This window comes from uncultured Campylobacter sp., from assembly GCF_905373215.1.
Lineage (GTDB): Bacteria > Campylobacterota > Campylobacteria > Campylobacterales > Campylobacteraceae > Campylobacter_B.
Genome location: NZ_CAJPRT010000008.1, coordinates 55,278 through 77,356, shown reverse-complemented (window position 1 = coordinate 77,356; position 22,079 = coordinate 55,278). Strand labels below are relative to the sequence as shown.

Here is a 22,079-nt window from a genome sequence, read left to right as displayed (position 1 = left end):
TTGTTGAGATTGTATGGCGCGCAAATTTTGGTGATATGAAAGTTTGCCTTTGACCTTCGTAAAAAAGCTTATCGATAGAAATGTAAAATTTATACCGTACGGCGGTAGGTTCTGAGCCAAAACCGCATAAACGAAAGCAGCGATATACAAATTTAATGCGCGCGCAAAATGTTACCGTTCGGCGAAAATTATATCGCTAAAATTTTATCGAAATGCCAAAAATACGAAGCGATCTTGCTCTTGCGTTGCAAAGGCTCATTGGATATAAATTTAAAGCGTAAATTGCAATCCAGGGCTCGATTTGATCAACTTGAGCCCTGGATTCGAAATTCGTTTTAAATTTTGGATCGAAACACACCAAGAACTAAAACGTTATCTCCCAGTTAAATCTAAAATTTCTGCGCGGCGCGTAAAATCTGCCGATACCTGCGCCGGTGTTTTGATCTATCAAATTCGTCGTTCCGAATCCCCTGATGGATCTGGCTGAATCCCAAGTGATATATTTGGTGTTCGTGATATTATAAACGCCGAAGCCGAAATTAAAATTTTTATGAGGTCTTGCGTAGGTTATGATGTCCAAAACCGTATAATTTCCGCTCCTCCATGCTAGCGTGCTATCGGTCACGGGTTTTCCTTTGATCTTTTTGCCGGGCACGATCTGACCGCTATCGGGGTCTATGTGCTCCATCTGCTCTTTCCAATACATATTGTAGCTATCTTTGGCCTTTTTCTCTCCGACGCTCGTTATGAAAAGGTCTATGCCGTATTTATCGCCTGGTGCGGAGTAGCCGATATTATAAACCGAAGTCGGCGGCTGAATGGCGTTCATCGGTATATCTCCGTCCATCCTACCTCTTTGCTTGGTAAATTTATATCCTATCCTAAAGCCTTCAAGCGCGGAGGAGACATCGCCTAATTCCATATGGGCGTTTATTTCAAAGCCATTGACTTTGGCGCTATCTCTGTTTTTGTTCTGCCAAAACGGATATTGCAAAGCGCTTCCTACTTCAACGGCCTTCATCCTTAAAAATACCAAATCTATAAAGTTATCGTAATCGGTTTTAAAAATATCAAACGTTATGAAGCTTTGATCTTTATAAAACGTCAAGGCGGCCTCTTTTGTTTTTGCGATCTCGGCTTTTAAATCAACGTTAGGCGCGATCGAAAAGCTCGGATGCTTAAAGGTCATATACATCTCATCCGATGTCGGAGCGCGAAACCCTTTTGAATATTTAAGCTGAAATCTCATAAAATCGAGCGGATCCAAATTTAACCCGAGCGTATAAGAATCGCTTTTAAATTCTTTATTTTGAAGCAGTATTGCTAAATTTTGTCTGATATTTTCGTTCATACAAGGGGTATTGTATCCGCACGTAGCTCCCGGCCCGTAAGCATTGCCCGGTAGCGGCACGAAGATGCCCGCTATCAAGCCCTTCGGCACGGGAATGTTCTCGTCGTATTTGGGCATATGTTTTACCTTGTCGTATCGATAATTTAAATCGAGCCCCAACCAATCCGTGATCTTAAAATCATCTCCGATAAACAAAGCGGTAGTTCTAGTCTCTACGGGGATGAGATAGGTTTGCTTCATTCCCGTGTTGCTTTTCGGGCCATTGGCGCCCGGATACCAATTCGGCTTTAAAACATATCCGTTCGAATCCGCATTCGGATTGCTCGGCTCAAATTTATAGCCGTAAAATTTATTCGCCCACCATTTTTCATTTTCACCTTTAAAGCCGTCTTGATCTATCATTACTTTTTTCGTTTTCTCTAAAAGACCGCCGTATTTTATATAGTGCTGGGTTTGAAATACTTTAAGTTCTTTTTCAAATTTTATATCAAACTGATTCGTATCGGTATTTAAATCTCTGTCGTGATATTGATCTTCTGCATAGCCCGCCGATTTCGGCCTTATGATCCTTGTATCCTCGTCAAAGATACCGCCTGAATCTTTTTCGACCTTTACTCTACCGTATTTCGTGCCGTCGGGAGCCGTTTTTATCTCGATATCTCTATCTACGTAGTCGTGTTTCCAGTTTCCCATATTATCTTGATATAGCCTTGAGACTCGAAATTTCTTAGTACAGTCTATCTTAGAGCAGTCTAAAAGCATATAATCGAGCCTACCTCCGTCTTCTTGCCACTCGACCTTGTTGCCCTTGCTGTCTTTAAAATCTCTTTCCGTACTCCATCCGCTGGTATCGAGATCGGGCGTAAGCTCTTTGCCGTATTTATCTACTATTTTATATACACCCGCTTTCTTATCATATACCAGATCTAGACCGTTTGGGTTTCTGACGTTATTGCACTTGTCGTTGTTGCAGTATTCGTCGGTCCTTGCTTTATTTCGTATCTTTTGCGTAGAATACGATACTTTAAAAGTATCCCAAAACGGCGTTTCTACAAAATTTTCGTAGGCGAATTGAATGTTTTTTCTATGAGATTTATCGTTTGTTATCCTCTCTCCCAGCTTCGTATCCTGCAATGAGTAGCTGTATGAGCGAAGCGAATAGGATAAATCCTCTCCTTTGGATTTAAGAGTTGAATCATCATTCATAATGCTAAATCTATGCTCATCGGCCGGCTGAAAACCGATCTTTACCATAGTGCTGGTGCGGGTTATATGATAGGGATCTGCCTTTTCTCTTTCCCTGCCGACTTTTGTTCTATCCTCTTTTGGCGAATAGATATTGTAGAAATAATTTTTGATCTCGCGGCCGTTTCTTTTCGTGTTTATTACCAACAGATCGAGCCATTTGTATCTTCCTGCGAAAGTAAGCGATCTCATATTTTGGGAATTCATACTTTGATATCCGTTTTTAAAGCCAAAGTGAAAGTCTTTGTTTACCAGATAATCCCTTGCGTCTTTCGTCTCAAACATTACCGATCCGCCCAGCGCTCCCGAGCCCGTTTTTATCGAATCCGCGCCTTTTGTTATGGTCGCAACTTTGACGTTTTCCATCTCCACGCTATTGCGGGTGTTATTGAAATTTCCGTAACCTTCGAAAAGCTCTTTGAAGCCTTGCGAGCTTAGAGTTTCTGCCTGACGAAGTCCGTCTATCGTTATGGCGACGCGGTTTTCATCCACGCCGCGCACGGCATAGCCGCTCGTGCCGAAACGACCGGCCTCTACCGCCGTAACACCCGTTTGGTATCGCACCAAGTCTCTACTATCGGTGATCTGCTGCTTCTTAATAGTCTGCGCGGTGGTTTTTGTTTCGCCGACCTTTTGCTCGGCTACGCTTTGCGAATCGACATTGCCGGTTACCTGGATAGTTCCTAATTCTTGTGAGTTGGTCGGCTCTTCCGCGTAAAGCGAGCCATAAAAGAGCAGCGAGGCATAGAGAGAGAGAGAGAATCTTCTAAACATTCATATTTCCTTACTTAATGATTATAGAATTGATTATTAACGCGGTGAATAATAATACAAAGATTTTTAATGTTTAATTAAATTGCAGTTTAAATTCAAGTATAAATTTTAAATGGCTAAAATTTTGATTTTTAAGAAGTAAAAAATTTTGAATAGTCAAGAAATGCGTAATAGGCGTATTTTAAGCTTTAATCTAGCTCTAAATTTTGCAAAGCGTTTTTGAAACGGCTAGCAAAAATACTAAAAATTATAAAAGGGCGAATGATAATAAAGCGCATTTTATAATAAGTAACGCGCTTTTTAAATCATGATATTTTTGCCGGTAATTTTAAAATTTTTTGTGCCCAATCGCTGCATTGTAAATTTATCATTTTATAGATTGTCGCCTCTCGGGATTTGTTAGCAGATTTATTTATCGGTGCCGGAATAGGGCATAAATTTTTGCCGGGTAGAATTTCACGCTACGCTATAAATTTTATGCGCCCCGAAATTTTGAAATTTTGTTTTCCACAAATACGGCGAGCGGCAAAATCCCACCACATAAATAAACCATATCACTACGTTGCGGGCATTGATAATTTACTCGTTTATTTCGCCAAATTAACCCATGCCGCCGTAAATTTTATGTTTTAAAATTTTACGCCGAATCTTTTGCGGCTAAAAAATACCTCGCAGAGCCGCTGTACCCTCTACATGCCTGTACGGCAAGAAATAATGCACAAACTTCGTGCAAGTGCCCCCAGACACGCATATTTCGGTGCTTAGCTTATGCCTTACGTGGATGGAGTCGATACTCGGGATTTTTACCGATGCGCTTGCGATGCCGCTGTATTCGCTAACCTCTATCGGCGCCTCTAGCTCATCCCTTTCAAATACTACGCGCCCGCTTTGCTCTTGCTCTAGCTTAGTGTTTTTCAGCACGATCTTCGGCGCATTTTCGCGGTTTATATAATTAAATTTTATGTTTAGCTCATACGGAGCGCCCGTGGAGTTATCCTCTGAAAAATCAGGTAGCGGATCCCCTTGCCGATGCTCGAATCTCTTGCCGATAGTCGTAACGCGCAAGTCCGTATCTATCATAAAATTTTGCAGCTCTACGCGGGCGCCACCAAAAGAACGAACTAGCATCATAGATTCGTAGTTGCGGCCGAAAAAATTATCTGCGATAACATAGCTACCCAAAAGCGAGCTTATGACCACCCAAAACAGAAATATAAATTTAAAAACCTTGCGCAAAACAAACCTTAACGTCTTCATCATTATCCTTTCAATCTAAAGCTTAAGCGGAATTCCACCCGCAAATCCGTGGCTTAAAATTCCGTGCAAGATTTCGCTTATGAAATCCCGCGCCCTTTCGGTCTATGGCGGAATTTTAAGACAGAATTCTATGGTGAAATTTTGCCGCGAAATTATAAAACAAATTTCGCCCATGAAATTTTACCTAGAATCTCTCCTGTAAAATTCCATAACGAAATTCGAAGATGAAATTTTATGGGCGAAATTCCATAGCTAAAATTTCACGGCAGACCTCAGAAATCAATTCCAGCAGCAGAATTCCACGCCTTAAAATTTTAAGAAAGTATGAAATTTCTTATCTGATCGCAGATCGCTTCTTCGGATTGCGCGGCGTCGATTTGCAGGGTCTCAACGCCGCACGACCTGCATACCTGCGCCATCAACTCCTGCACGCGCATTAGGTATCTCAGCCCGCGAGCCTCGATTATATCGCTGCTAGCGCGCGTTTTAAGCCGCTTTTTGACGAGCTGTTCGTCCGCCGAAAATAGCACGATTTTATCTGCAAATTTGCCCCCAAGCGCAAATTTATTAAGCGCGATAAGCTCGCTAAGATCCGCGTTTTCGTCGTTTGCCAGCGCATAAGCAAGCCCCGAGATGAAGCCGCGATCGCTTAGCACGAGCTTGTCCGCGCCGCCCTTTATCACGCGCTCGTAGTGCTCGGCGCGGTCTGCGAGAAACAAAAGCAGCTCGGCGCGCTTTGAGATTTCGCCGCAGGCCTCGCGCAGATTTATGCTGCTGCGCCGCCACTTAAAATCCTCGCCCAAAACGAGGCTTCGTACCGCCTCGCCGAGCTTCGTGCCGCCTGGTTCCTTAGTCACGATCGCCTGCGGAAAAATCGCTGCCAGCCGCGCTATCTGCGTGCTTTTGCCCACGCCGTCGATACCTTCGAATATTACATACATTTTTCGCCTTTAAATTTGTGCGCTATTTTACAAGCTTATAGCTAAATAGCGGCTTTTTTAAACAGCCGGACGCTAAATTTCGCCTCCAAATTGGGCTTTTGCGCGAGCTTGTGCGAGCCGCTTTTGATCTTTCGGCGTAAAATTTTATCTGGCGCTCTGCCTTACTCGGCTCCTGCTTTTTGCGGTGCGGCTCGCGGCTAAATTTAGCGCTCGGACGGATGCGCCGAATAGGCAGTGAGTAAATTTTGCGCTTACGGACATGTACCGAGCGAAGCAGGGCGCCAGTCGATAAAGACGGCGCGCCGTGCGGATATGATGGCACGTCGGGCGAGGTAGGGCGCCATTATATACATAGTAGGATATGTGCTTTGCGAAGCGGATAGCGTTATACGGAGTAGGGACGGTGCTTTTGGCGGAGCAGTGCGGTAGCGTCGTGCAGAGTGAGAAATGGTTTATCGGCGGCGCGGGCGGGCAAAACGCTATGTGCGATGAGAAAATCGCGACGATGAAATTTTAAATTTTGCCCTTATACGCGCTTACAAGCTCTGGATTTATCGCTTTGAAATTTTTCCGCAGATCGCTAAGATCATAATCGCTCGCCACGAGCGCAAAATCCTTGCTCACGTCGAGCCCGAGCTCGCCGATATCCGCCTTAAGCTGCTTCGCGCACTCTAAAATAAGCTTTTTGGCTTGCGGATATCTGCCGTTTAGTCGCGTTTCTTGATTAAAAAGATCGAAAAGATTTGCCGTCTCGTCATCCTCGTCCAACTCAGCCTGAAACTCGTAATCGGCGACGTTCCAAACGATCCAGTTATCGTCATCGCCCTGCGCAAGCCACTGCGCGCGCTGTTCTTGCGAGCCGAATCCGATCTGAGGCGGCAGCGAGCCCGTGTCGTCGTAGGCTAAATTTATGCAGTAGAGCTTGCAACCGGGCGCATGCTTTTTGATCGTCTCTTTAATCGCGGGCAGCAACCTTTGCGCGGCGAGCTCATAGAGCTTTTTGTAGCTCATTTTTTTATCAGGTTTTTTGTAGTGCACGTAGCCGCCCTCGACTATTAAGCTTAGCTCGCCTATCGCGTCAAATTCGTAGTTTATGACGCGGTCGAATTTGCCTCCGTATGGATCTGTGCCGCACCACTGCTTTTGCGCGAGCTTGCCGCCCTCGTAAGTAAAATTTTCTATCCAGTAGCCTTCGCTCGCAAAAGCCGAGTAGATGGATTTTAGCGTGCCATCCTGATAGACAAATCTTTTTACGTTCACGCATTTTTTATCGTAATAATCAAATCGGTAGCTTAAAATTTCATCCTGCCGCCAAAAATAAAACTCTTCGTAAAAATATTTTTCGCTCACATACTGCCTCTCAAAAACGGCGCGATCTTGCGCGTCAAAGCCGTATTCGTAGGCGTTTGCGATGTTTTTGGGCGCCTCTTTTAAAACCCTGCCTTTTGAGAAGCGATTGAACTCAAAATAAAACGGCTCAAAATTTAAATACTGATTTGATGCCCAGCGCCTGCTTGCAGCCTGCGCTTCGGCTCTCTTTTTTAGAGTTTCGTAGTCGTTTTTCGCGCTTTTAAAAAGCACTTGCAATTTTTCTATATCATCCATTTGCTTATTCATTTTTATTTCCCGTGCGGCTTGCAAATTTTAAATTTAGCCGCGCCCGCAGACTAAATTTCAGTCGCTTGCGAGCTCATTTTTTCAAAAATTTTAAAATTTCGCTCGGCACCAGGTGCGAAACATCGCCGCCGTGGCTCAAAACGGAGCGGACGATCGAGCTTGAGATGAAGGCGTTTTTGAGCGTCGGCATCAAATACACGCTCTCAAATTTCTCCCATAGCGAGGCGTTTGCATAGCCGATCTGCAGCTCGTACTCAAAGTCGCTAACCGCGCGAAGCCCGCGGATTACGAAGCGCACGCCGCAAGATTTAGCAAAATCCACGAGTAGATTATCAAAGCTTTGCACGCTCACGCCACGAAGCCCGCGTGTCGCGGCTCGCGCCATCTCCAGTCTGGATTTTAGGCTGAAGTAGGGCTTTTTGCTCTCGTTTAGCGCAACTGCGACGATGACTTCATCAAAAAGCCCCAGCGCGCGCTTGATGACGTCCAAATGGCCGTTCGTGATAGGATCGAAAGTGCCCGGATAGATACATTTTCTTGAGTTTTGCATTATTGCCACCTTTTAAATAGCTCGTTTTGCACGCCCAGCGCGTCGCACCACTTGCCGATTATGAAATTTTTTAAATTTTGCACGCCGCAGTAGCCTGCGATCACGGGCGGAGCGATGATGACGCCGAGCGCGGCTAGCTCGCTCATTTGTCGCAGGCTGATCGCAGAAAGCGGCATCTCACGCACGCCAAGAACTAGCCGCTTGTGCTCTTTTAGCGCTACTGCGGCGGCGCGAGTGCTTAGGCTGTCGCAAAGCCCGCCGTAAATTTTAGCCAAAGAGCCGATAGAGCAGGGCGCAAAGATTGTAGCGTCAATGCCGAATGAGCCCGAAGCGGGCGGCGCGCTCAGATCGTCGTCGGGATAAAATTTTGCGCTCCTAAATTCCGCGGATTTTAAGACCTCGTCCGCGTCTATGCCGCTTTCAGCGCGTAGAACGCGGCGCGCGCCCTGCGTAAGCACGGCGTGAATTTCATGCGGTGAGCTAGCAAGAAATTTAAGCAGATCAAGCCCGATCTCGCAAAAACTGGCGCCGCTTACGCAAACTAAAATTTTCATTTCAAAGCTTTCATATCGAAATTTTGTGCTTCAAAAGCGAGCGAAACGGAAGGAATTTTAAAATTTGAAGTTAAGATGGAGCGGGAAACGAGAGTCGAACTCGCGACATCAACCATGGCAAGGTTGCGCTCTACCACTGAGCTATTCCCGCATGCGGTAAAAATAAAGCGCGATTGTAGCCTATAAATTTTCATTTGTCAATAATTTCTCGCTTAAATTTCATAAATTTTTACGATTTCTCCAGCGCGAACTTTGTCACATTCGGGATCAGCCAAGAAAAAATGCGATGCCGCAGCCAGCGGCCTGATGCGCCCAGAAGGCGACGGCATAGGCGTAAAAACTCCGCCTTCATATGCGCCTACGGTTAAATTTACTCTGCCGCTTTTTAGCTTCAGATCGCTTGCGAGCTTGGCATAGATCGCCGCTTCTGCGCTAAAAGCCTCACTTGCGCCGCTAAGCTTAAATAAGATCGGCAGTATGACTGCGCGTGTGAGCACGAAAGCAGCCATCGGATTGCCTGCCATTGCAAAGACGAATTTGCTGCCTTTTGCGAAGCACTTGCTGGGGCGACCGGGCTTGATATCAATGTGATCGAAAACCTGCAAAAATCCAAGTTCACTCATAGCACTTTGCATAAAATCCGCCTCCCCGGCGCTTGCTCCGCCGCTGGTAATTAGCACGTCAAATTTACGCGTAGCAGTATCTAGCGCCTCGCACACCTCGCTAAAATCATCCTTTAAAATCCCTAAATACTCATTTTCAAAGCCGTATTTTTGCAGCAATGCAGCAATACCGCTAGAGTTGGCGTTATAAATTTCGCGCTCGCTTGCGCCCTGCCACGGCTCTTTTAGCTCGTTTCCGCTGGAAAATAGGGCGATTTTAGGACGCGCGTAAACGCTTACTTCGTAAATTCCTTGCGCGGCAAGAAGCATAATTTTAGCAGGGTTTAAAATTTTGCCACGGCGTAATAAAAGCTCGCCCGCATGCACCTCCTCACCTTTTTTACGAAAGCCGTCGTGGGCATGAACGGAAGCAGGGATTTTTAGAGTTCCGCCTTGCACGTCTACATCCTCTAGCCTCGCGACAGAGTCCGCGCCCGCAGGCATTGGTGCGCCGGTCATTATCTTTTGCGCTTGCGCAGCCTTTATTTCATAAAATTTTTCGTCTCCTGCAAAAATCGTAGGCTCTACGATCTTTAGCTCTTCGTCTTTGAAGTCCGCCGCGTAGGCATAGCCGTCAAGCGCCGAATTATCGAAGCAGGGTAGGTTTTTAATCGCAGAAATATCGCTAGAAAGAATGCGACCTAGAGCGCTGGGAAGAGGCACCTTTTCGCTCCGCCTGCTTGATGTGATTCTAGCCGTAGCCAAATCTATAGCCTCATTTATTCCTATCATTTTAAGTCCTTTTTATCATTTTTTACATTTAAAATTCATATAGTTAAGACCTCGCATAGTCTTAAATTCTATGTTTCGCCGGAGCTTGCAAAGCAAAATTTTACCCAAATAAATGCGCGAAATTTCACAGGCTCAAACTTGCCTTATTTTAATGCGAGCGTTACTTAAAATTTCAAAGCATATCACTCGTAGAATTCCGCGAGCTTGCTGCAGCAATTCCGCTCGCATGTGCTTAAAGAATTCCACCACGGCTCGTTCATTAAATTTTGCCAAAGCTCACCACTTAAATTCTTAAGAGACTCATCCTTGAAATTCTACCAGCATTTCCTTCAAAATTCCGCCGCATTTAGCTTTAGCGATTTAAATGCATTGCTGCTATAGAATTTACGTGGCTCTTGCGCGGTGCGTTATTTCGAAACGCGTTTTGCGTAAAATTCCGCATCGCTTGCTTGCGCAAGATTTTTATTCCGAAGTCTTCATTCCTCCAGCCTCTGTATATCGGCACCAAGCGCGCTAAGCTTTTCCTCGAGCTTTTCGTAGCCGCGATCTAGGTGGTAAATTCTATGTATTTTGCTCTCGCCGCGCGCTGCAAGGGCGGCTAAAACGAGTGCCGAACTAGCTCGCAGATCGGTCGCCATAACGTCCGCGCCGTTTAGCTTGCCGCCGCTGATCGTCGCGATGTGTCCGTTTAAACGGATATCCGCGCCCATTCTCGAGAGTTCGCTAACGTGCATGAAGCGGTTTTCAAAAAGCCTCTCGTCGATGGTGCTGACGCCCGTGGCTACACACGCCAGTGCCATAAACTGCGCCTGCATATCGGTAGGAAAGCCCGGATATTCGCTCGTGATGATCTCTACGGGTTTGATCTTTGAGGCGGGCAGGATCGTTATTTCCTCGCCGCCGTTTGAAATTTCAAATTTAAAGCCCATATCTTCAAATTTTGCAAGCACTGCGCCAAGATGAGCCGCGCAAGCGCGGGTAATCGTGATGCGGGAGCCGGTGATCGCGCCTGCGCACAGATAGGTGCCCGCCTCGATGCGATCGGGAATGATCGAAATTTCATCCAAGCTTAAAAGCTCGCCGCCGCTTCCTTTGATGAGGATCTCGTTCGTGCCGATGCCCTCTATGTCGATGCCTGCGCTTTTTAATGCGTTGCAAACGGCGATCACTTCGGGCTCTTTTGCCGCGTTTATGATATGAGTGGTGCCGCTTGCTAAAGCCGCCGCCATTACGATGTTTTCGGTGCCGGTGACGGTAATTTTGTCAAAATTTATAGTCGCGCCCTTAAGCCCCTTTTTTGCGGTGCAAACGACGTAGCCTTGCTCGATCTTAACCTCCGCGCCCATCTTTTCAAGCGCGCTAAGGTGCAGATCGATCGGTCTTGCGCCGATCGCGCAGCCTCCGGGAAGGCTTACCTCGCAGTGCCTAAACCGCGCTAAAAGCGGCCCCAGCACCAAGATAGAAGCTCGCATTTTACGTACTATGTCGTAAATCGCCTTGGTCGAGTTTACCTCGCGCGGATCGATTTTGGCGGTATTGGCGTCAAGAAACTCGCACTTTGCGCCTAAATTTGAAAGCAGCTGAATTAGCGTGTGGATATCGGAAACTGCGGGTAAATTTTTAATTACGACTTCGTTTTTTGAAAGGATAGATAGAGCTATGAGCGGCAGTGCGGCGTTTTTTGCGCCACTTATTTTGACGCTGCCGCTTAGTTTTTTGCCCCCGTTAATTCGTAGATAATGCATGATTTCTCCGTGTAAAATTTCGGCGATTATACAGAATTTAGCTTTAAAGTTACCATTTTGTTACCACTGAGCGCTAAAATTACGCCTAAATTTAACCGTTACATAATTTTATAAGGATTTTTTATATGAAACAACTAATTATTTGCGCTTTGGGTGCGTTTTTGCTGGTCGGTTGCTCCTCAAAAGCCCCGTCTGCTGGCAGCCAGCAAGCGTATGTCTTAAACGATCATGAAGAAGGAATAACTTCGGTGCCAGGAAGCGAGTTTAACCGCCCGCTAATCGCATCGGTGGACGATTACACCGGCACTCGCGCGGGAGGGGACTGCAGCGGATTTATCACCGTGCTAAATGATAAATACGATGATCTATTTTTTAACTCAAAAGATCTGCCGAAGTACTTCACAAACGGACGTAAATCCCAAGCAATATATAATTATTACAGCCGTAAAAATTTACTCAGCAATACGCCGCGAGTGGGGGATTTGGTATTTTTTCAAAACACCTTGCGCTCTAACAAAGGCAAGGTCAATAACGAGATCAGCCATATCGGTATCGTGCGTGAGATCTATGCTGATGGTCGCGTGAAATTTGTCCACAATACTCGCGGTAGAAATCAAGCGGACTTCGTAAATTTAAATAAGAAAAACGTCCATGTAGCGGGACAAAAGATGGAAAATAGCTATATCGTCCGCTGCGGCAAAGACCGCATAAGCTGCCTAGCATCGAACCGCTTCGCAGGATACGGACGGGTGAATAACTAGAATTTTGAAAATTCTTTCGCCGTATTTTTTTGGAAATCTTTTCATAACTTTTGAAATTTGTTAGATTTTATGGAATTTTGTTAGACCTTTTAAAAATTCGCGGCGGTTTGATTTATGCTCTAAAATTTCAAGTAAAATTTTGCAGATAATTTAGCTTGGGATTTTAGCTGTAACCTAGCTTTGTAGAATTTATTAAATTCCTAAAATTCTAATCAAATTTTAGAATTTTATGGTTTTTAAACTCCTGTAGCAAAAACTTACCAATAAAAACTCACTTTGATGCTGTTATGGCAAATCAAATTAGCATTTTTAACGCGCAATATAATAAGCATTTAAAATATTTACTCTAAAATTTATTTTGAACTCAAATTTTTGTTATTCTTGGTGAAATTATACTTATAATTTTACATAAAATTCTACAAAATGGCTTCATATAACTGAAATTTTATCGTTATTAAATTTAACGGCATGTTTGTTTTTTAATTGATATCAGATAAACTTTATAAATTCCAGTAAGGCTTTCAAAAAAGATTTACGGTCTAAATTTTATTACGGAGATTTTAATTCAAAGCTCTATATCTAAATTTTAGCGCAGCTATTTATTAAGGCGCTTGCAACTAAAACTATTCGCCGAAATTTTGATGCTAACACTTATCTATGAAATTTATCTCGAGCCTATAAATCACACGACGCCTTTAATTTAATCAAAATTTCGCTACTATGCGTGAAAAATTTAAGGAGTTTCATGCAATCAGGCAAATTTACTCTCGCGATTATTGTGGCGAATGTCCTATTTTTCGTGATTTCATTCGCATTAGAATATTTTTTTGGTTTTAAGTCCTATCTATTTTTTGGGCTCAATCCGTATTTTTTCGAAGGGATGCCGTGGCAGCTACTAAGTTCATTTTTTATGCACGGCGGAATGATGCATCTAGCTATGAATATGGCGGTTTTATATCAATTTGGTGGGATTTTAGAGCGAGCGTTCGGTGGGATAAAATTTACGCTACTTTACATCGTAGGCGGGCTGCTGAGTGGCGCTTTATGTCTGATTTATATCCGTTATGCCATAAGCATGGGAGAAATCGTCAATATCGTAGGCGCTAGTGGCGCTATTTGCGTGCTTTTAGGCGTGATTGCTTATTTTGATGAACGCAATGCGGGCGGGATTTTTGTCGCGATTTTGATAATGAGCTTTGCGCCGATGTTAATGGGCATAAATGTGGCATGGTATGCGCACATAGCGGGATTTGTGGTCGGTTATGGCTTTGGTATGATCCAGAAAAAATTTAGAATTTTGTAGAATTTAACGCTAAATTATACATAAAATTTTATGAAAGGATGCAGATGAAACGGATATATTTTATAAGACATGCCGAGGCGCAAAGCGGCAACGGAAGCGATTTTGAGCGGGCATTAAGCCGTGTGGGCAAACTTTGCGCAATTAAACTCGGAGAAAAGCTGCGTAGCTTGGGATTTGCGCCTGATTTGATTATTACAAGCTCGGCTATACGCGCACTCCATACGGCGCAAATTATCGCTAATACGCTGGGCGCGACAAAAAGGGTAGTGCCATTGCGAGAGTTATACGACGCAAGCTTATGGGATTTGGCAAAGTTTGTTCGCAGCTTGGATGAGAAACGATTTTTTGAGTGCGGTGTGAATGTTGAAAAATACAATGCGGTTGGTCTGAGTAACGAAAAACATCGCGACGCAAACACTGAAAATTCTGCTTTTAAAAGCACTAAAATTCCCGCTAGCATTGGCGAAAATAATGCTATATCTTGCAATGATGTAAAAATTTCTAGCACAGACGTTATGCAAAATTTTAATGCAGCTAGCGCAGAATGCGTATTTATCGTTGGACATAATCCGGCAATAGGCGGAATTTGCTCGCTTTTAGGCAAGAAGGAAGTCGATAAATTTCCTCCTTGTTCGATTTGCGGCTTAGAATTTAACATTCATAAATTCTCAGATATTACCGATCATAGCGGCAAAATGGTAATGCTACAACGCCCTTAATTACGCTTTTAACGCTTCATAATTACAATCGGGCGGCTCGTTGACGCATTTATGCCGAGCACTGCAATATGCTAGTGAAATAAGACCATATGGCAAAATAGTAAATTGCTTTGAGATAACTTTAAATTTTAAAAAATTTCCAATGATGTGGCTCGCCTTGAAAATCGCAGACTAAATGAGTCAAAAAACTAAATTTTATATTTTTAGATAATCGAGCGTTAGCGCTTTTGCTTCAAATTTCATTTGCTTTGAAAAATCTTAAGTTTAGATTTTGCGGATGGAAATTCCGTGCCAAAATTTTCTCAAAAACATAAATTTATTGAGAAGAATAAAATTTATTAAGTAAAATTTAATAGTAGCCGTGATATCATTCCCTAAAAATTTTGATAGGGAATTGAAATGAGACAGTACGAAACTTACAGATGCGACAAATGCGGCGCGGAGGTCGAGGTGCAAAAAGTAGGCGGCGGCGCGCTTAGCTGCTGCGGCGAGCCGATGAAATGTATAACCGAGGATCTGACGCAGGTAAATTTAATGAAAGCGTTCGCAGGCGAGTCTCAAGCGCGTAACAAATACGATCTTTATGGCGATTTAGCCAAAGAGGCAGGCTTTCACGCCATTGCGCGACATTTTTACGAGGCTGCCGAAAACGAAAAATGGCATGCCAGAGCTGAGCTAAAGGCGCATCACGCGGCCGCAGGTATTCCGCTTGATAAAATGGATAAAAATCTGCTTGATGCTGCCGCCGGCGAGCGCTACGAGCACGAGAGCATGTATCCGAGCTTCGCTAAAATCGCGACCGAAGAGGGTAAAAAAGAGGTTGCGCGCCTTTTTAACGCTATCGGCAAGGTCGAGCAGGAGCACGAGCGCGAATACAACGAGCTTCAAAAGATCCTGCTAGAGGAGGGCTTTTTCGAGAGTTTCGATGAGGAAGTTTGGGTGTGCGAGGTCTGCGGCCACGTCCATCGCGGCAAAAGGGCTCCCGGCGCCTGTCCGCTCTGCAAGGCTCCGCGCGAGTATTTCAAAAAACAAAGGCTTGTCTGATTTGATGCTTGTGACACAGCGTTTTTTGCGATAGTTTTTGAAGCCGTCGCAAATCTCGTTTATTGTCGCGAGCCAATCGCTTAAATCTTGGCTTAAAATTTTGCGCGAGATTTCGTCTTTTTGCTCCTTTTTGCCGCGGACTCCGTGGGTAGACGAAATCTCGGGCTAAATTTATTTAGCCTAAACTCCTTTTCTTATCCCCCTAAGAAATGAAATCCTGCTCGCAAGAGCGGGATTTCTGTCGTAAAATAAATCTAAAATGATCATGCCAATGATTTTATCTCTTTAAATTTTTAGTATAAATTCTTATATGATTCCTGCGCTGTTTACAAAACAAGCTTCGCGTCAGTAAATTTTGCAGCAAACTTTGGTGGCAAATCTTTTGCATTTTTAAATTTTAAGGAGAATTCGGTGCGATGAGAATTTGAAGGCATATCAAACTATAAAATTTTGAGGGTTTAAATTTTAAATCAGAAATTCTACCCTTGTGAAATTTACAGATAAATTTTTATATCCGCTACCTCTTAATATGCCGTTTATCTTTTGCTTATAAAATCATTGGATGAAATCCCGTATCGTCAAAATTTAAATGAAATTTTGCACTAAATTTATCTGGAATTTTAGGCAAAATCGCATGAGAAAACCTAAAAAGTAAAATTATTCTATACTCCAAAAGAGTAAAATTTTAGATTTTTTGCAATCAAGATCTAAGGCTCGCGCGTTAATTTAAAATTTTGCCGAGTTAAATTCTAAAGTGCGCAGGGTAGAATTTTGGGCTTTGTTATGCGAGTATGAAAAACAAATTTTAAAATTTTTCAAAATAAAATTCCAAATTTTTTAGAAAATAAATTCCATAAAAAACGATTTCAAAGCCGTCTCAAAACGAAATTCAAAAAATCTCGCTCAAGTAAGCCTCGCGCCATCTCAAATTTTAAAATTTCACTCTTCGAATTCCTCTGCGACCTTCGCCGCAAGGCGCAGTTTGTCGCTGTCGAAGTGGGTGTAGATGCGCGAAGTATTTAGGCTCGCGTGGCCGAGGGCTTCCTGGACGAGTACGAGGTCCTTTTGCTTTTTGTAAAGCATCGTTGCGAAGGTGTGGCGCAGCATGTGGGCGCCGTTTTTTTCCTTGCGTATGCCCGCGCTCATTAAAATTTTCTCCACGATGCCGCTGACGTATGCCTGAGTGAGCGGCGCACCGTTTTTGGTGACGAAAAGATAGCCCTCTTTGTTGGCAAAGTTCGTCTCCAGCGCGTTTAGATGCTCCTCGATCAGGTGGCGTTTGATCATTACGATGCGGTATTTGTTGCCCTTACCGCGGATTCGGATGATGAAAAGATCGCCCTCTGGCGCGATATCTTTGCGCTTTAAATTTATCGCTTCGCCCACGCGGATGCCCGTATAGACGATGATTTTTACGATCAGGCGGTTGCGATGCGCAAAGGAGCGAAACTCGCTTAGATTTATCGCGTCCAAAAATCGCTTCAGCTCCTCCTCGCTCATAAACTCAGGAAGCTTTGTGCCTCGACAGCCGCTAATGCCGCCCCAGTGCTTAAGCTCGATGCCGAAGTTGTGCGAGGTGCCGTCCTGCTCATTTTGTCGGTCGATGAAGCCGAAAAAATTTATCAGCGCAATACGGTAGTTTTTTTTGCTCGCATCGCTCAGCCCGCCCGTAATCGAGGCTAAAATTTCGCTCAAAAGCTCCTCGTCGATATTTCTCATGCTTTCAAGGTTATATTCTACGATCGCTTCGTAAAATTTTTTAAGCGGATTAAAATAGGTATTGATGCCGGTAAGACCTGCGTTTCGAGCGTCTTTTGCGAGCCGCTCGAGTTCATTGATATTCGCGACCTCGTGATTTAGCGCCAGGCTTGCGCGGCGAAACAGCGCGTAGTTTTTCAGCTCCTTATTCGATAGCGCGCTTAGCTTGTAGCGCACGAATTTTACGAGCCAAAACAGCAGCGATTTTTCAAAGCTATCCTTGTAATCAAGCGGGAATTTCATTTGCTCTCCTCGCTGTCGCCGAAGATTACAAAAGGCAGCATCAGCGTGTTTTTGATGAGATTATACGGCGTTTTTAGCACGTCTGTCGCAACGCCGGTCGAGTAGGTAGGCTTTTTCATCGTGCCGCGAATCTCGATGATCGTGGAGATCGTGTTATTCTCGCCCAAGATGATATGATTTAGCAGCGGGATTTTTGAGATTATCGAGCTTGCGTCTTTGAGGTATTTAAGCTCCAGATCGATATTTAGCGCGCCGCTTTTCATATCCACTTCGCCGTTGCCCGCGATGTCTGCGCTGCTGCCCGTAAAGTTCATCGCGTTTATGTAAATTTTATCGCCGCTGCGGCGGAAGTAAATTTTGCCCTTCTGCACGCTAAAGCCGCGATCGTTGAAATCGGGCGTCTTAAACGTAAGTAGCGACGGCACGGAGTTTATAAAGCTAAGTAGCCTTTGATAGATGATGTAGTCCTTCAGATAGGTGTTTTGCACGTTGATCTCGCCGCGATAGTTGCGCGGATCGATGCCGCTTGCTTTTAGCGTAAATACCCCTCCGTCGAAGCTTTGCGAGCCTAGGAATTGATTGAGCGCCTCGCCGCTGATGTTTTGCGCAAAAATTTGAAGCAAGCTCTTTTTAAAGATCAACTTCACGTCGCCGCGTTTGAAATTTGCGTTCAGGTTCATATTTTTGCCGTCCAGCACGCCGTTAAAGTGCGTAAATTTAAGCGTTTTATTTAGATCGGATAGCACGATTGCAGAATTTTGCCCGCTGAAATTTATCGGCGAGCGCTCCTTCGTGCCGCTATTAAACTCGCTGGTTTGCACGCTCGTATTGATCGCGACGTCCACGTCTTTTAGAGCGACGAAGTTACCGCCTTTGTTTATTTTAAGAGAAATTTTACCGCTTCCGCTAGAGCCGTCCAGATCGCCCCCGCGCACTCGAAGCGCGAAAGAATCGTTTTTGTAGTGGCTACCGTCTTTATTTAACAGACCGAAATCAAAGATGAGATTGTTGCTGCTGATATCTAAGTTTGTAAAATCGCTGGTTAAAATTTTAAGGTCTCCGCCGCTAATGCCCGCGTTTTTAAGCGTCTTAGAAAAGGGCAGAATTCCGCTAATATCGGGCGAGCTGATCTCGATCCGCTCGCCGAAGCTCATCTTTGCGCCTAAAAATTGCGAGCTCAGCACCGGCGCTTTGCCGCTAAAATCAAGGCTTATATTATCTCGCGCGTCGCCAAATTTTAAAATTTCTTTGCCGTTTGGGGAGAGATTGAAGCTATGAATAACGCCGTTAAATTTAGCTTTGCGCGTGGCGATATCGATACTGCCGCTTGCCGTGGCGTTAAAAATTTCATTTTGTAGATTCGCGTCTTTGATGTCGATCTTTTTTTCCGTGATGTGCACCCGCGCGGCTTTGGAGTGAAATTTCGCTTTAGAGATCATCAGATCGGCGTCTTTTAGCGTCACGTTCGCATCGACCTTGGCGCTTTCTTTTTCGACGTCCACGTCTATCAGCACGCGCGCATCGATCCCGCCGCCAAGCGGATATACGGGCTCATCTATGCCGTAGCTTTGCAGGATCGCTATAAGGTCCTTGCCCAAACTCTCCTTGGTTCGCAGATCCAGATATACGATCGGTCTTTCTTCAAAAAGCCCGCCGATACGTACGCTGCTTCCCTCCAGGCTTTTGCCTTTAAATTTAGGCTCATTTAGCGTGAAATTTAGAAAATCGTTTTTAAGCGTGATATTGGCGTCTTTTACCGTTACGGCTTCGATTTGCGGTTGAAATTTTATCGTAAGATCCTGCGCGTAGGCCGTGGCGCTAACATTTTCGGCGATCGGGCGCGGGTCTTTCAGATCGACTTTGGCATGCAGATTTTCGATGTAGTAGTTTTGCGCGACCGCCTTACCGTAGATCCACTCATTCGCAAGAGGATTTAGCCCCGTAAGCGCGCCCAGCTCATTCATAAAATTTTTCAGGCTCAAGGCCGAGGCGCGGTTTATCTCGATATTTAGCTGTGAACCGATATTGTGCACGTCAAGCTCGCCCGCGATCTCGTGCGAAGCGAAGGTGCCGTTAAAATCATACGTATCGGCTTTGAAATTTGCTCGCGCCGTGCCGTGCAGAGTGAGATTAAAATCATTTAGCTCAAGCTCGATCGGATCAAAGCTCAGCCCGTCTGCGCCCGGCATAATCTTTGAGCTTAGCCTAAAAAATCGGGTATCTGCGTAAAAAACGTCGCTTTTGTATTTTAGCTTTAGACTTTCGCCATTGATCTTTAAATTTTGCACGTCGATCTCTTCAAAAAAGGAGTTGATGAGCGAGATTTTTTTGCTAAATTCTAAAATTTTCTCGCTTTGCGTGCGCAGATCGGTGGAATTTTGCTCTAAATTTTGTGTATTATTTTGCGTAATTTCAAGATTTTTGATACGCAGCACGAGACCTTTATTTAGCTTGAGATAAAACTCCTCAAGCTTTGCAAAGCCCACGTCCAGCTGCGAAATCGTTATACCGTGCTTTAGGCCTACCGCACAGATTATAAAAAGTATGGTTATGCACAAAAAAAATCTAGCCAAAGTTCTAAACATCATCGCCTCATTAAAAAACTCCGCCCCAAAATTTAAAGCGGGCGTGCCGAAAAACTGCGCTTATAATATGAAATTTATTCAAAATTTTGGCTTATTTGCCTATAATTTCAGCTAAATTTTGAAAGGAACGTATGAAATTCTTTATAAAGCTCATCAAAGCGGCGTGCATTTGTATCGAGCTTGCGGCTATCGTCCTTTTGGCCGTGGGCTTTGATCTGCACGAGCGCGTCGGCAACGCGGCAACCGTGCAGATAGGACAAGGCAGCTCCACGAAAATTTTATCGCAACTCTCAAAGAGCTATCCAAAATTTACGAAATTTGACGCGAGGCTGCTTTCTTTTTACGGCGGCGCAAAAACCGGCGAGCTGGAGCTTAGCGGTGAAAATTTGCCCAAATATCAGTTTTTATATGAGCTAAGCGTCGCAAAGCCCGTGATGAACGAGATCAAGCTGATCCCGGGCGAGACTACGATCGTGTTTTTAAAACAGCTTGCAAAAGATCGCGGGCTAAGCTTTAGCGAGCTTGAGCGCGAATACAACGCCACGGCGCCGTTTTACGAGGGCTTTTTGGTGCCTGAAACCTACAAAATTAGCAAAAACGAAAGCGAAAAAAATATCATCGACCACCTCATCTCAAGCGCGCAAAAATTCCACGAAGGATTGTCGCGCGAGCTTAGCGGCGACTATAACGCCACGGCGTGGAAGCAGGTGCTGATCAAGGCCTCGGTCATTCAAAAAGAGGCCGCAAACGCAGATGAAATGCCCCTCGTAGCCTCCGTCATAGACAACCGCTTGGCCAAAAATATGCGCCTTCAGATGGACGGTACGCTAAATTACGGCGAGTTTTCGCACGTCAAGATCACTCCGCAGCGCATCCGCACCGATACCAGCCACTACAACACCTACCTCAACGACGGACTTCCCAAAGAGCCCGTGTGCGTGGTCTCTCGCGATGCGATACGCGCCGTTTTCGCGCCTGCAAAGAGCGAGTATCTGTATTTTATGCGAAATAAAAAGACGGGGCTTCACGATTTTGCGCGCACGCAAGCCGAGCACGAGCGCAACGTAAAGGCGCAGAGGTAAAATTTAAGGTCGCTTCGGCATTAAATTTTAAAACGAAATTTCGTCTTTAAATTTTAAAATTTAACCCCCGCAGTTATAAAAACGCGGGCCGATATTTGGGAGATAACAATGAAAATAGCGATATTCGGAGCGGGAAACATCGGTGCGGCGGTAGCAAACGATCTTATCGTAAGCGATTCTTTGAGCCAAAAGATAGATAGCATCGCGCTTGTGGATGCGGTAGAGCAGATTGCGCGCGGCAAGGCACTCGATCTTGCCCATACGGCGGCTGTTTACGAGCGCGACCTGCGCATAAGCGGTAGCACGGAGTCTAGCGACATAGCGGACGCAGGCATCGTCGTGATCACCGCAGGGCGCGCAAGAAAGGCGGGACAGAGCAGGGAGGAGCTGTTTGGCAGCAACGCTGCCATCGTCGCACAATGTGCGCGAGATGCCGCAAAATATGCGCCTAGCTCCATCATCGTTGTCGTAACCAATCCGCTTGATATGATGGTCTATGCGGCGCTGCAAGCTAGCGGGTTTGCAAAAGAGCGCGTCATCGGCATGGCGGGCGAGTTAGACGGCGCGCGGCTTAAATTTGAACTCGCGCGCGCAAGCGGCAAGGAAATTTCATCAATGAGAAGCGCGATCGTGGGTCCGCATAGCGAAGAGATGATCGCGCTTAAAAACGAGTTAGGGTTTGAAATTTCGGATGAAATTTTCGAGCGCGCGGTGCAAAATACCAAACGCGCCGGCGCGCAGATCGGTGAGCTACTGGGTACGTCGGCGTATTTGGCGCCCGCTGCGGGCATCGTAAAGATCATAAAATACATCCTTTTTGATACCTGCGGCACGCTCGCCTGCTGCGTCGCGGATAGATCGGGAGTGCCCTTGGGGCGCTTCGTAAGCGTCGGCAAAATGGGCGCGATAGAGAGAAATTTCGCCTACTCTGGCGAGTTTTACGAGCAGCTCGAACGGATGCGAGCAAGCGTAGCGGGGCTGAAGTTTTAGCGGATATAGAGCGAATTCGGCGCGACGCGGAAGCGGGATTCGTAGATTTAAAATTTCAAAGCGCAGGATTCTTGCGATAGGATTTTCTGGCATTAAATTTCACTTCGGCAAGAAATTTATTTTGCAGCGTAAAATTTCATTCGCTGCGAAATTTTAAAATTTGCGC

17 protein-coding genes and 1 tRNA gene are annotated in these 22,079 nt (G+C 45.0%); 7 read left to right on the top strand and 11 right to left on the bottom strand.

Annotated features, from left to right (window positions below):
* Positions 1–364: 364 nt before the first annotated feature.
* From QZ176_RS05650 to tmk, 3 genes are all read right to left on the bottom strand, one after another.
* Entirely contained in the window at positions 365–3,370 is a 3,006-nt protein-coding gene (locus QZ176_RS05650; protein ID WP_295151828.1) for a TonB-dependent hemoglobin/transferrin/lactoferrin family receptor, read from the bottom strand.
* Positions 3,371–4,027: 657 nt separating this feature from the next.
* The gene (locus tag QZ176_RS05645) at positions 4,028–4,627 is read right to left on the bottom strand and encodes a hypothetical protein (protein WP_295151826.1); all 600 of its coding nucleotides are present in this window, start codon (positions 4,625–4,627) and stop codon (positions 4,028–4,030) included.
* A 314-nt stretch (positions 4,628–4,941) separates the two neighbouring features.
* Positions 4,942–5,568: a dTMP kinase gene (gene tmk / locus QZ176_RS05640; RefSeq protein ID WP_295151824.1), complete on the bottom strand. Its 627-nt coding sequence runs from the start codon at positions 5,566–5,568 to the stop codon at positions 4,942–4,944.
* Between the two features lie 361 nt (positions 5,569–5,929).
* Between tmk and QZ176_RS05635 the strand changes: the two genes are divergently transcribed.
* On the top strand, positions 5,930–6,085 hold the full coding sequence (locus tag QZ176_RS05635) for a hypothetical protein (protein ID WP_295151822.1): 156 nt from the start codon (positions 5,930–5,932) through the stop codon (positions 6,083–6,085).
* Here QZ176_RS05635 and QZ176_RS05630 read toward each other — a convergent pair.
* The 6 genes from QZ176_RS05630 to murA all read right to left on the bottom strand — a co-directional run bounded on the left by QZ176_RS05630 (position 6,082) and on the right by murA (position 11,428).
* Entirely contained in the window at positions 6,082–7,185 is a 1,104-nt protein-coding gene (locus tag QZ176_RS05630; RefSeq protein ID WP_295151820.1) for a hypothetical protein, read from the bottom strand. The two genes, QZ176_RS05635 and QZ176_RS05630, sit on opposite strands and share 4 nt — an antisense overlap.
* Before the next feature lie 73 nt (positions 7,186–7,258).
* Positions 7,259–7,735, bottom strand: a complete 477-nt coding sequence (gene coaD / locus QZ176_RS05625; RefSeq protein ID WP_295151818.1) for a pantetheine-phosphate adenylyltransferase — start codon at positions 7,733–7,735, stop codon at positions 7,259–7,261.
* The gene (locus tag QZ176_RS05620) at positions 7,735–8,289 is read right to left on the bottom strand and encodes a UbiX family flavin prenyltransferase (RefSeq protein ID WP_295151816.1); all 555 of its coding nucleotides are present in this window, start codon (positions 8,287–8,289) and stop codon (positions 7,735–7,737) included. The genes coaD and QZ176_RS05620 overlap by 1 nt, the downstream gene beginning before the upstream one ends.
* A gap of 76 nt (positions 8,290–8,365) precedes the next feature.
* Positions 8,366–8,440 (bottom strand) — tRNA-Gly (locus QZ176_RS05615).
* A 61-nt stretch (positions 8,441–8,501) separates the two neighbouring features.
* Positions 8,502–9,683 carry a molybdopterin molybdotransferase MoeA gene (locus QZ176_RS05610; RefSeq protein ID WP_295151814.1) on the bottom strand — a complete coding sequence of 394 codons (1,182 nt, stop codon included), beginning with the start codon at positions 9,681–9,683 and terminating at the stop codon, positions 8,502–8,504.
* A 476-nt stretch (positions 9,684–10,159) separates the two neighbouring features.
* On the bottom strand, positions 10,160–11,428 hold the full coding sequence (murA, locus tag QZ176_RS05605; RefSeq protein WP_295151812.1) for a UDP-N-acetylglucosamine 1-carboxyvinyltransferase: 1,269 nt from the start codon (positions 11,426–11,428) through the stop codon (positions 10,160–10,162).
* Between the two features lie 125 nt (positions 11,429–11,553).
* Here murA and QZ176_RS05600 point away from each other — a divergent pair, with 125 nt between their 5' ends.
* The 4 genes from QZ176_RS05600 to QZ176_RS05585 all read left to right on the top strand — a co-directional run bounded on the left by QZ176_RS05600 (position 11,554) and on the right by QZ176_RS05585 (position 15,255).
* Positions 11,554–12,189 (top strand): NlpC/P60 family protein, encoded by a 636-nt coding sequence (locus QZ176_RS05600; protein ID WP_005870540.1) that lies wholly within the window; start codon positions 11,554–11,556, stop codon positions 12,187–12,189.
* Between the two features lie 745 nt (positions 12,190–12,934).
* Positions 12,935–13,492, top strand: a complete 558-nt coding sequence (locus QZ176_RS05595) for a rhomboid family intramembrane serine protease (protein ID WP_295151810.1) — start codon at positions 12,935–12,937, stop codon at positions 13,490–13,492.
* A 44-nt stretch (positions 13,493–13,536) separates the two neighbouring features.
* Positions 13,537–14,211 (top strand): histidine phosphatase family protein, encoded by a 675-nt coding sequence (locus QZ176_RS05590; protein WP_295151808.1) that lies wholly within the window; start codon positions 13,537–13,539, stop codon positions 14,209–14,211.
* A gap of 399 nt (positions 14,212–14,610) precedes the next feature.
* On the top strand, positions 14,611–15,255 hold the full coding sequence (locus QZ176_RS05585) for a ferritin family protein (protein ID WP_295151806.1): 645 nt from the start codon (positions 14,611–14,613) through the stop codon (positions 15,253–15,255).
* Between the two features lie 939 nt (positions 15,256–16,194).
* Here QZ176_RS05585 and QZ176_RS05580 read toward each other — a convergent pair.
* Positions 16,195–17,256, bottom strand: a complete 1,062-nt coding sequence (locus QZ176_RS05580; protein ID WP_295151804.1) for a tyrosine-type recombinase/integrase — start codon at positions 17,254–17,256, stop codon at positions 16,195–16,197.
* A complete protein-coding gene (locus QZ176_RS05575; RefSeq protein WP_295151802.1) occupies positions 17,253–19,844 on the bottom strand; it encodes an AsmA-like C-terminal domain-containing protein in 2,592 nt (863 codons plus the stop codon). Before QZ176_RS05575 ends, QZ176_RS05580 begins: the two co-directional genes overlap by 4 nt.
* A gap of 128 nt (positions 19,845–19,972) precedes the next feature.
* Here QZ176_RS05575 and mltG point away from each other — a divergent pair, with 128 nt between their 5' ends.
* Together mltG and QZ176_RS05565 are read left to right on the top strand one after the other, a co-directional pair.
* Positions 19,973–20,923, top strand: a complete 951-nt coding sequence (gene mltG, locus QZ176_RS05570) for an endolytic transglycosylase MltG (RefSeq protein WP_295151800.1) — start codon at positions 19,973–19,975, stop codon at positions 20,921–20,923.
* 108 nt (positions 20,924–21,031) lie between these two features.
* Positions 21,032–21,913, top strand: coding sequence for a malate dehydrogenase (locus QZ176_RS05565; RefSeq protein ID WP_295151798.1), 882 nt, complete (start codon positions 21,032–21,034; stop codon positions 21,911–21,913).
* The last annotated feature ends 166 nt before the right edge of the window (positions 21,914–22,079 follow it).

What these genes read in the sequence shown, in the direction of transcription:
- QZ176_RS05650 (WP_295151828.1), bottom strand. Translation starts at nt 3,370, where the DNA reads ATGTTTAGAAGATTCTCTCTCTCTCTCTATGCCTCGCTGCTCTTTTAT.
- QZ176_RS05645 (WP_295151826.1), bottom strand. Translation starts at nt 4,627, where the DNA reads ATGAAGACGTTAAGGTTTGTTTTGCGCAAGGTTTTTAAATTTATATTT.
- tmk (WP_295151824.1), bottom strand. Translation starts at nt 5,568, where the DNA reads ATGTATGTAATATTCGAAGGTATCGACGGCGTGGGCAAAAGCACGCAG.
- QZ176_RS05635 (WP_295151822.1), top strand. Translation starts at nt 5,930, where the DNA reads ATGTGCTTTGCGAAGCGGATAGCGTTATACGGAGTAGGGACGGTGCTT.
- QZ176_RS05630 (WP_295151820.1), bottom strand. Translation starts at nt 7,185, where the DNA reads ATGAATAAGCAAATGGATGATATAGAAAAATTGCAAGTGCTTTTTAAA.
- coaD (WP_295151818.1), bottom strand. Translation starts at nt 7,735, where the DNA reads ATGCAAAACTCAAGAAAATGTATCTATCCGGGCACTTTCGATCCTATC.
- QZ176_RS05620 (WP_295151816.1), bottom strand. Translation starts at nt 8,289, where the DNA reads ATGAAAATTTTAGTTTGCGTAAGCGGCGCCAGTTTTTGCGAGATCGGG.
- QZ176_RS05610 (WP_295151814.1), bottom strand. Translation starts at nt 9,683, where the DNA reads ATGATAGGAATAAATGAGGCTATAGATTTGGCTACGGCTAGAATCACA.
- murA (WP_295151812.1), bottom strand. Translation starts at nt 11,428, where the DNA reads ATGCATTATCTACGAATTAACGGGGGCAAAAAACTAAGCGGCAGCGTC.
- QZ176_RS05600 (WP_005870540.1), top strand. Translation starts at nt 11,554, where the DNA reads ATGAAACAACTAATTATTTGCGCTTTGGGTGCGTTTTTGCTGGTCGGT.
- QZ176_RS05595 (WP_295151810.1), top strand. Translation starts at nt 12,935, where the DNA reads ATGCAATCAGGCAAATTTACTCTCGCGATTATTGTGGCGAATGTCCTA.
- QZ176_RS05590 (WP_295151808.1), top strand. Translation starts at nt 13,537, where the DNA reads ATGAAACGGATATATTTTATAAGACATGCCGAGGCGCAAAGCGGCAAC.
- QZ176_RS05585 (WP_295151806.1), top strand. Translation starts at nt 14,611, where the DNA reads ATGAGACAGTACGAAACTTACAGATGCGACAAATGCGGCGCGGAGGTC.
- QZ176_RS05580 (WP_295151804.1), bottom strand. Translation starts at nt 17,256, where the DNA reads ATGAAATTCCCGCTTGATTACAAGGATAGCTTTGAAAAATCGCTGCTG.
- QZ176_RS05575 (WP_295151802.1), bottom strand. Translation starts at nt 19,844, where the DNA reads ATGATGTTTAGAACTTTGGCTAGATTTTTTTTGTGCATAACCATACTT.
- mltG (WP_295151800.1), top strand. Translation starts at nt 19,973, where the DNA reads ATGAAATTCTTTATAAAGCTCATCAAAGCGGCGTGCATTTGTATCGAG.
- QZ176_RS05565 (WP_295151798.1), top strand. Translation starts at nt 21,032, where the DNA reads ATGAAAATAGCGATATTCGGAGCGGGAAACATCGGTGCGGCGGTAGCA.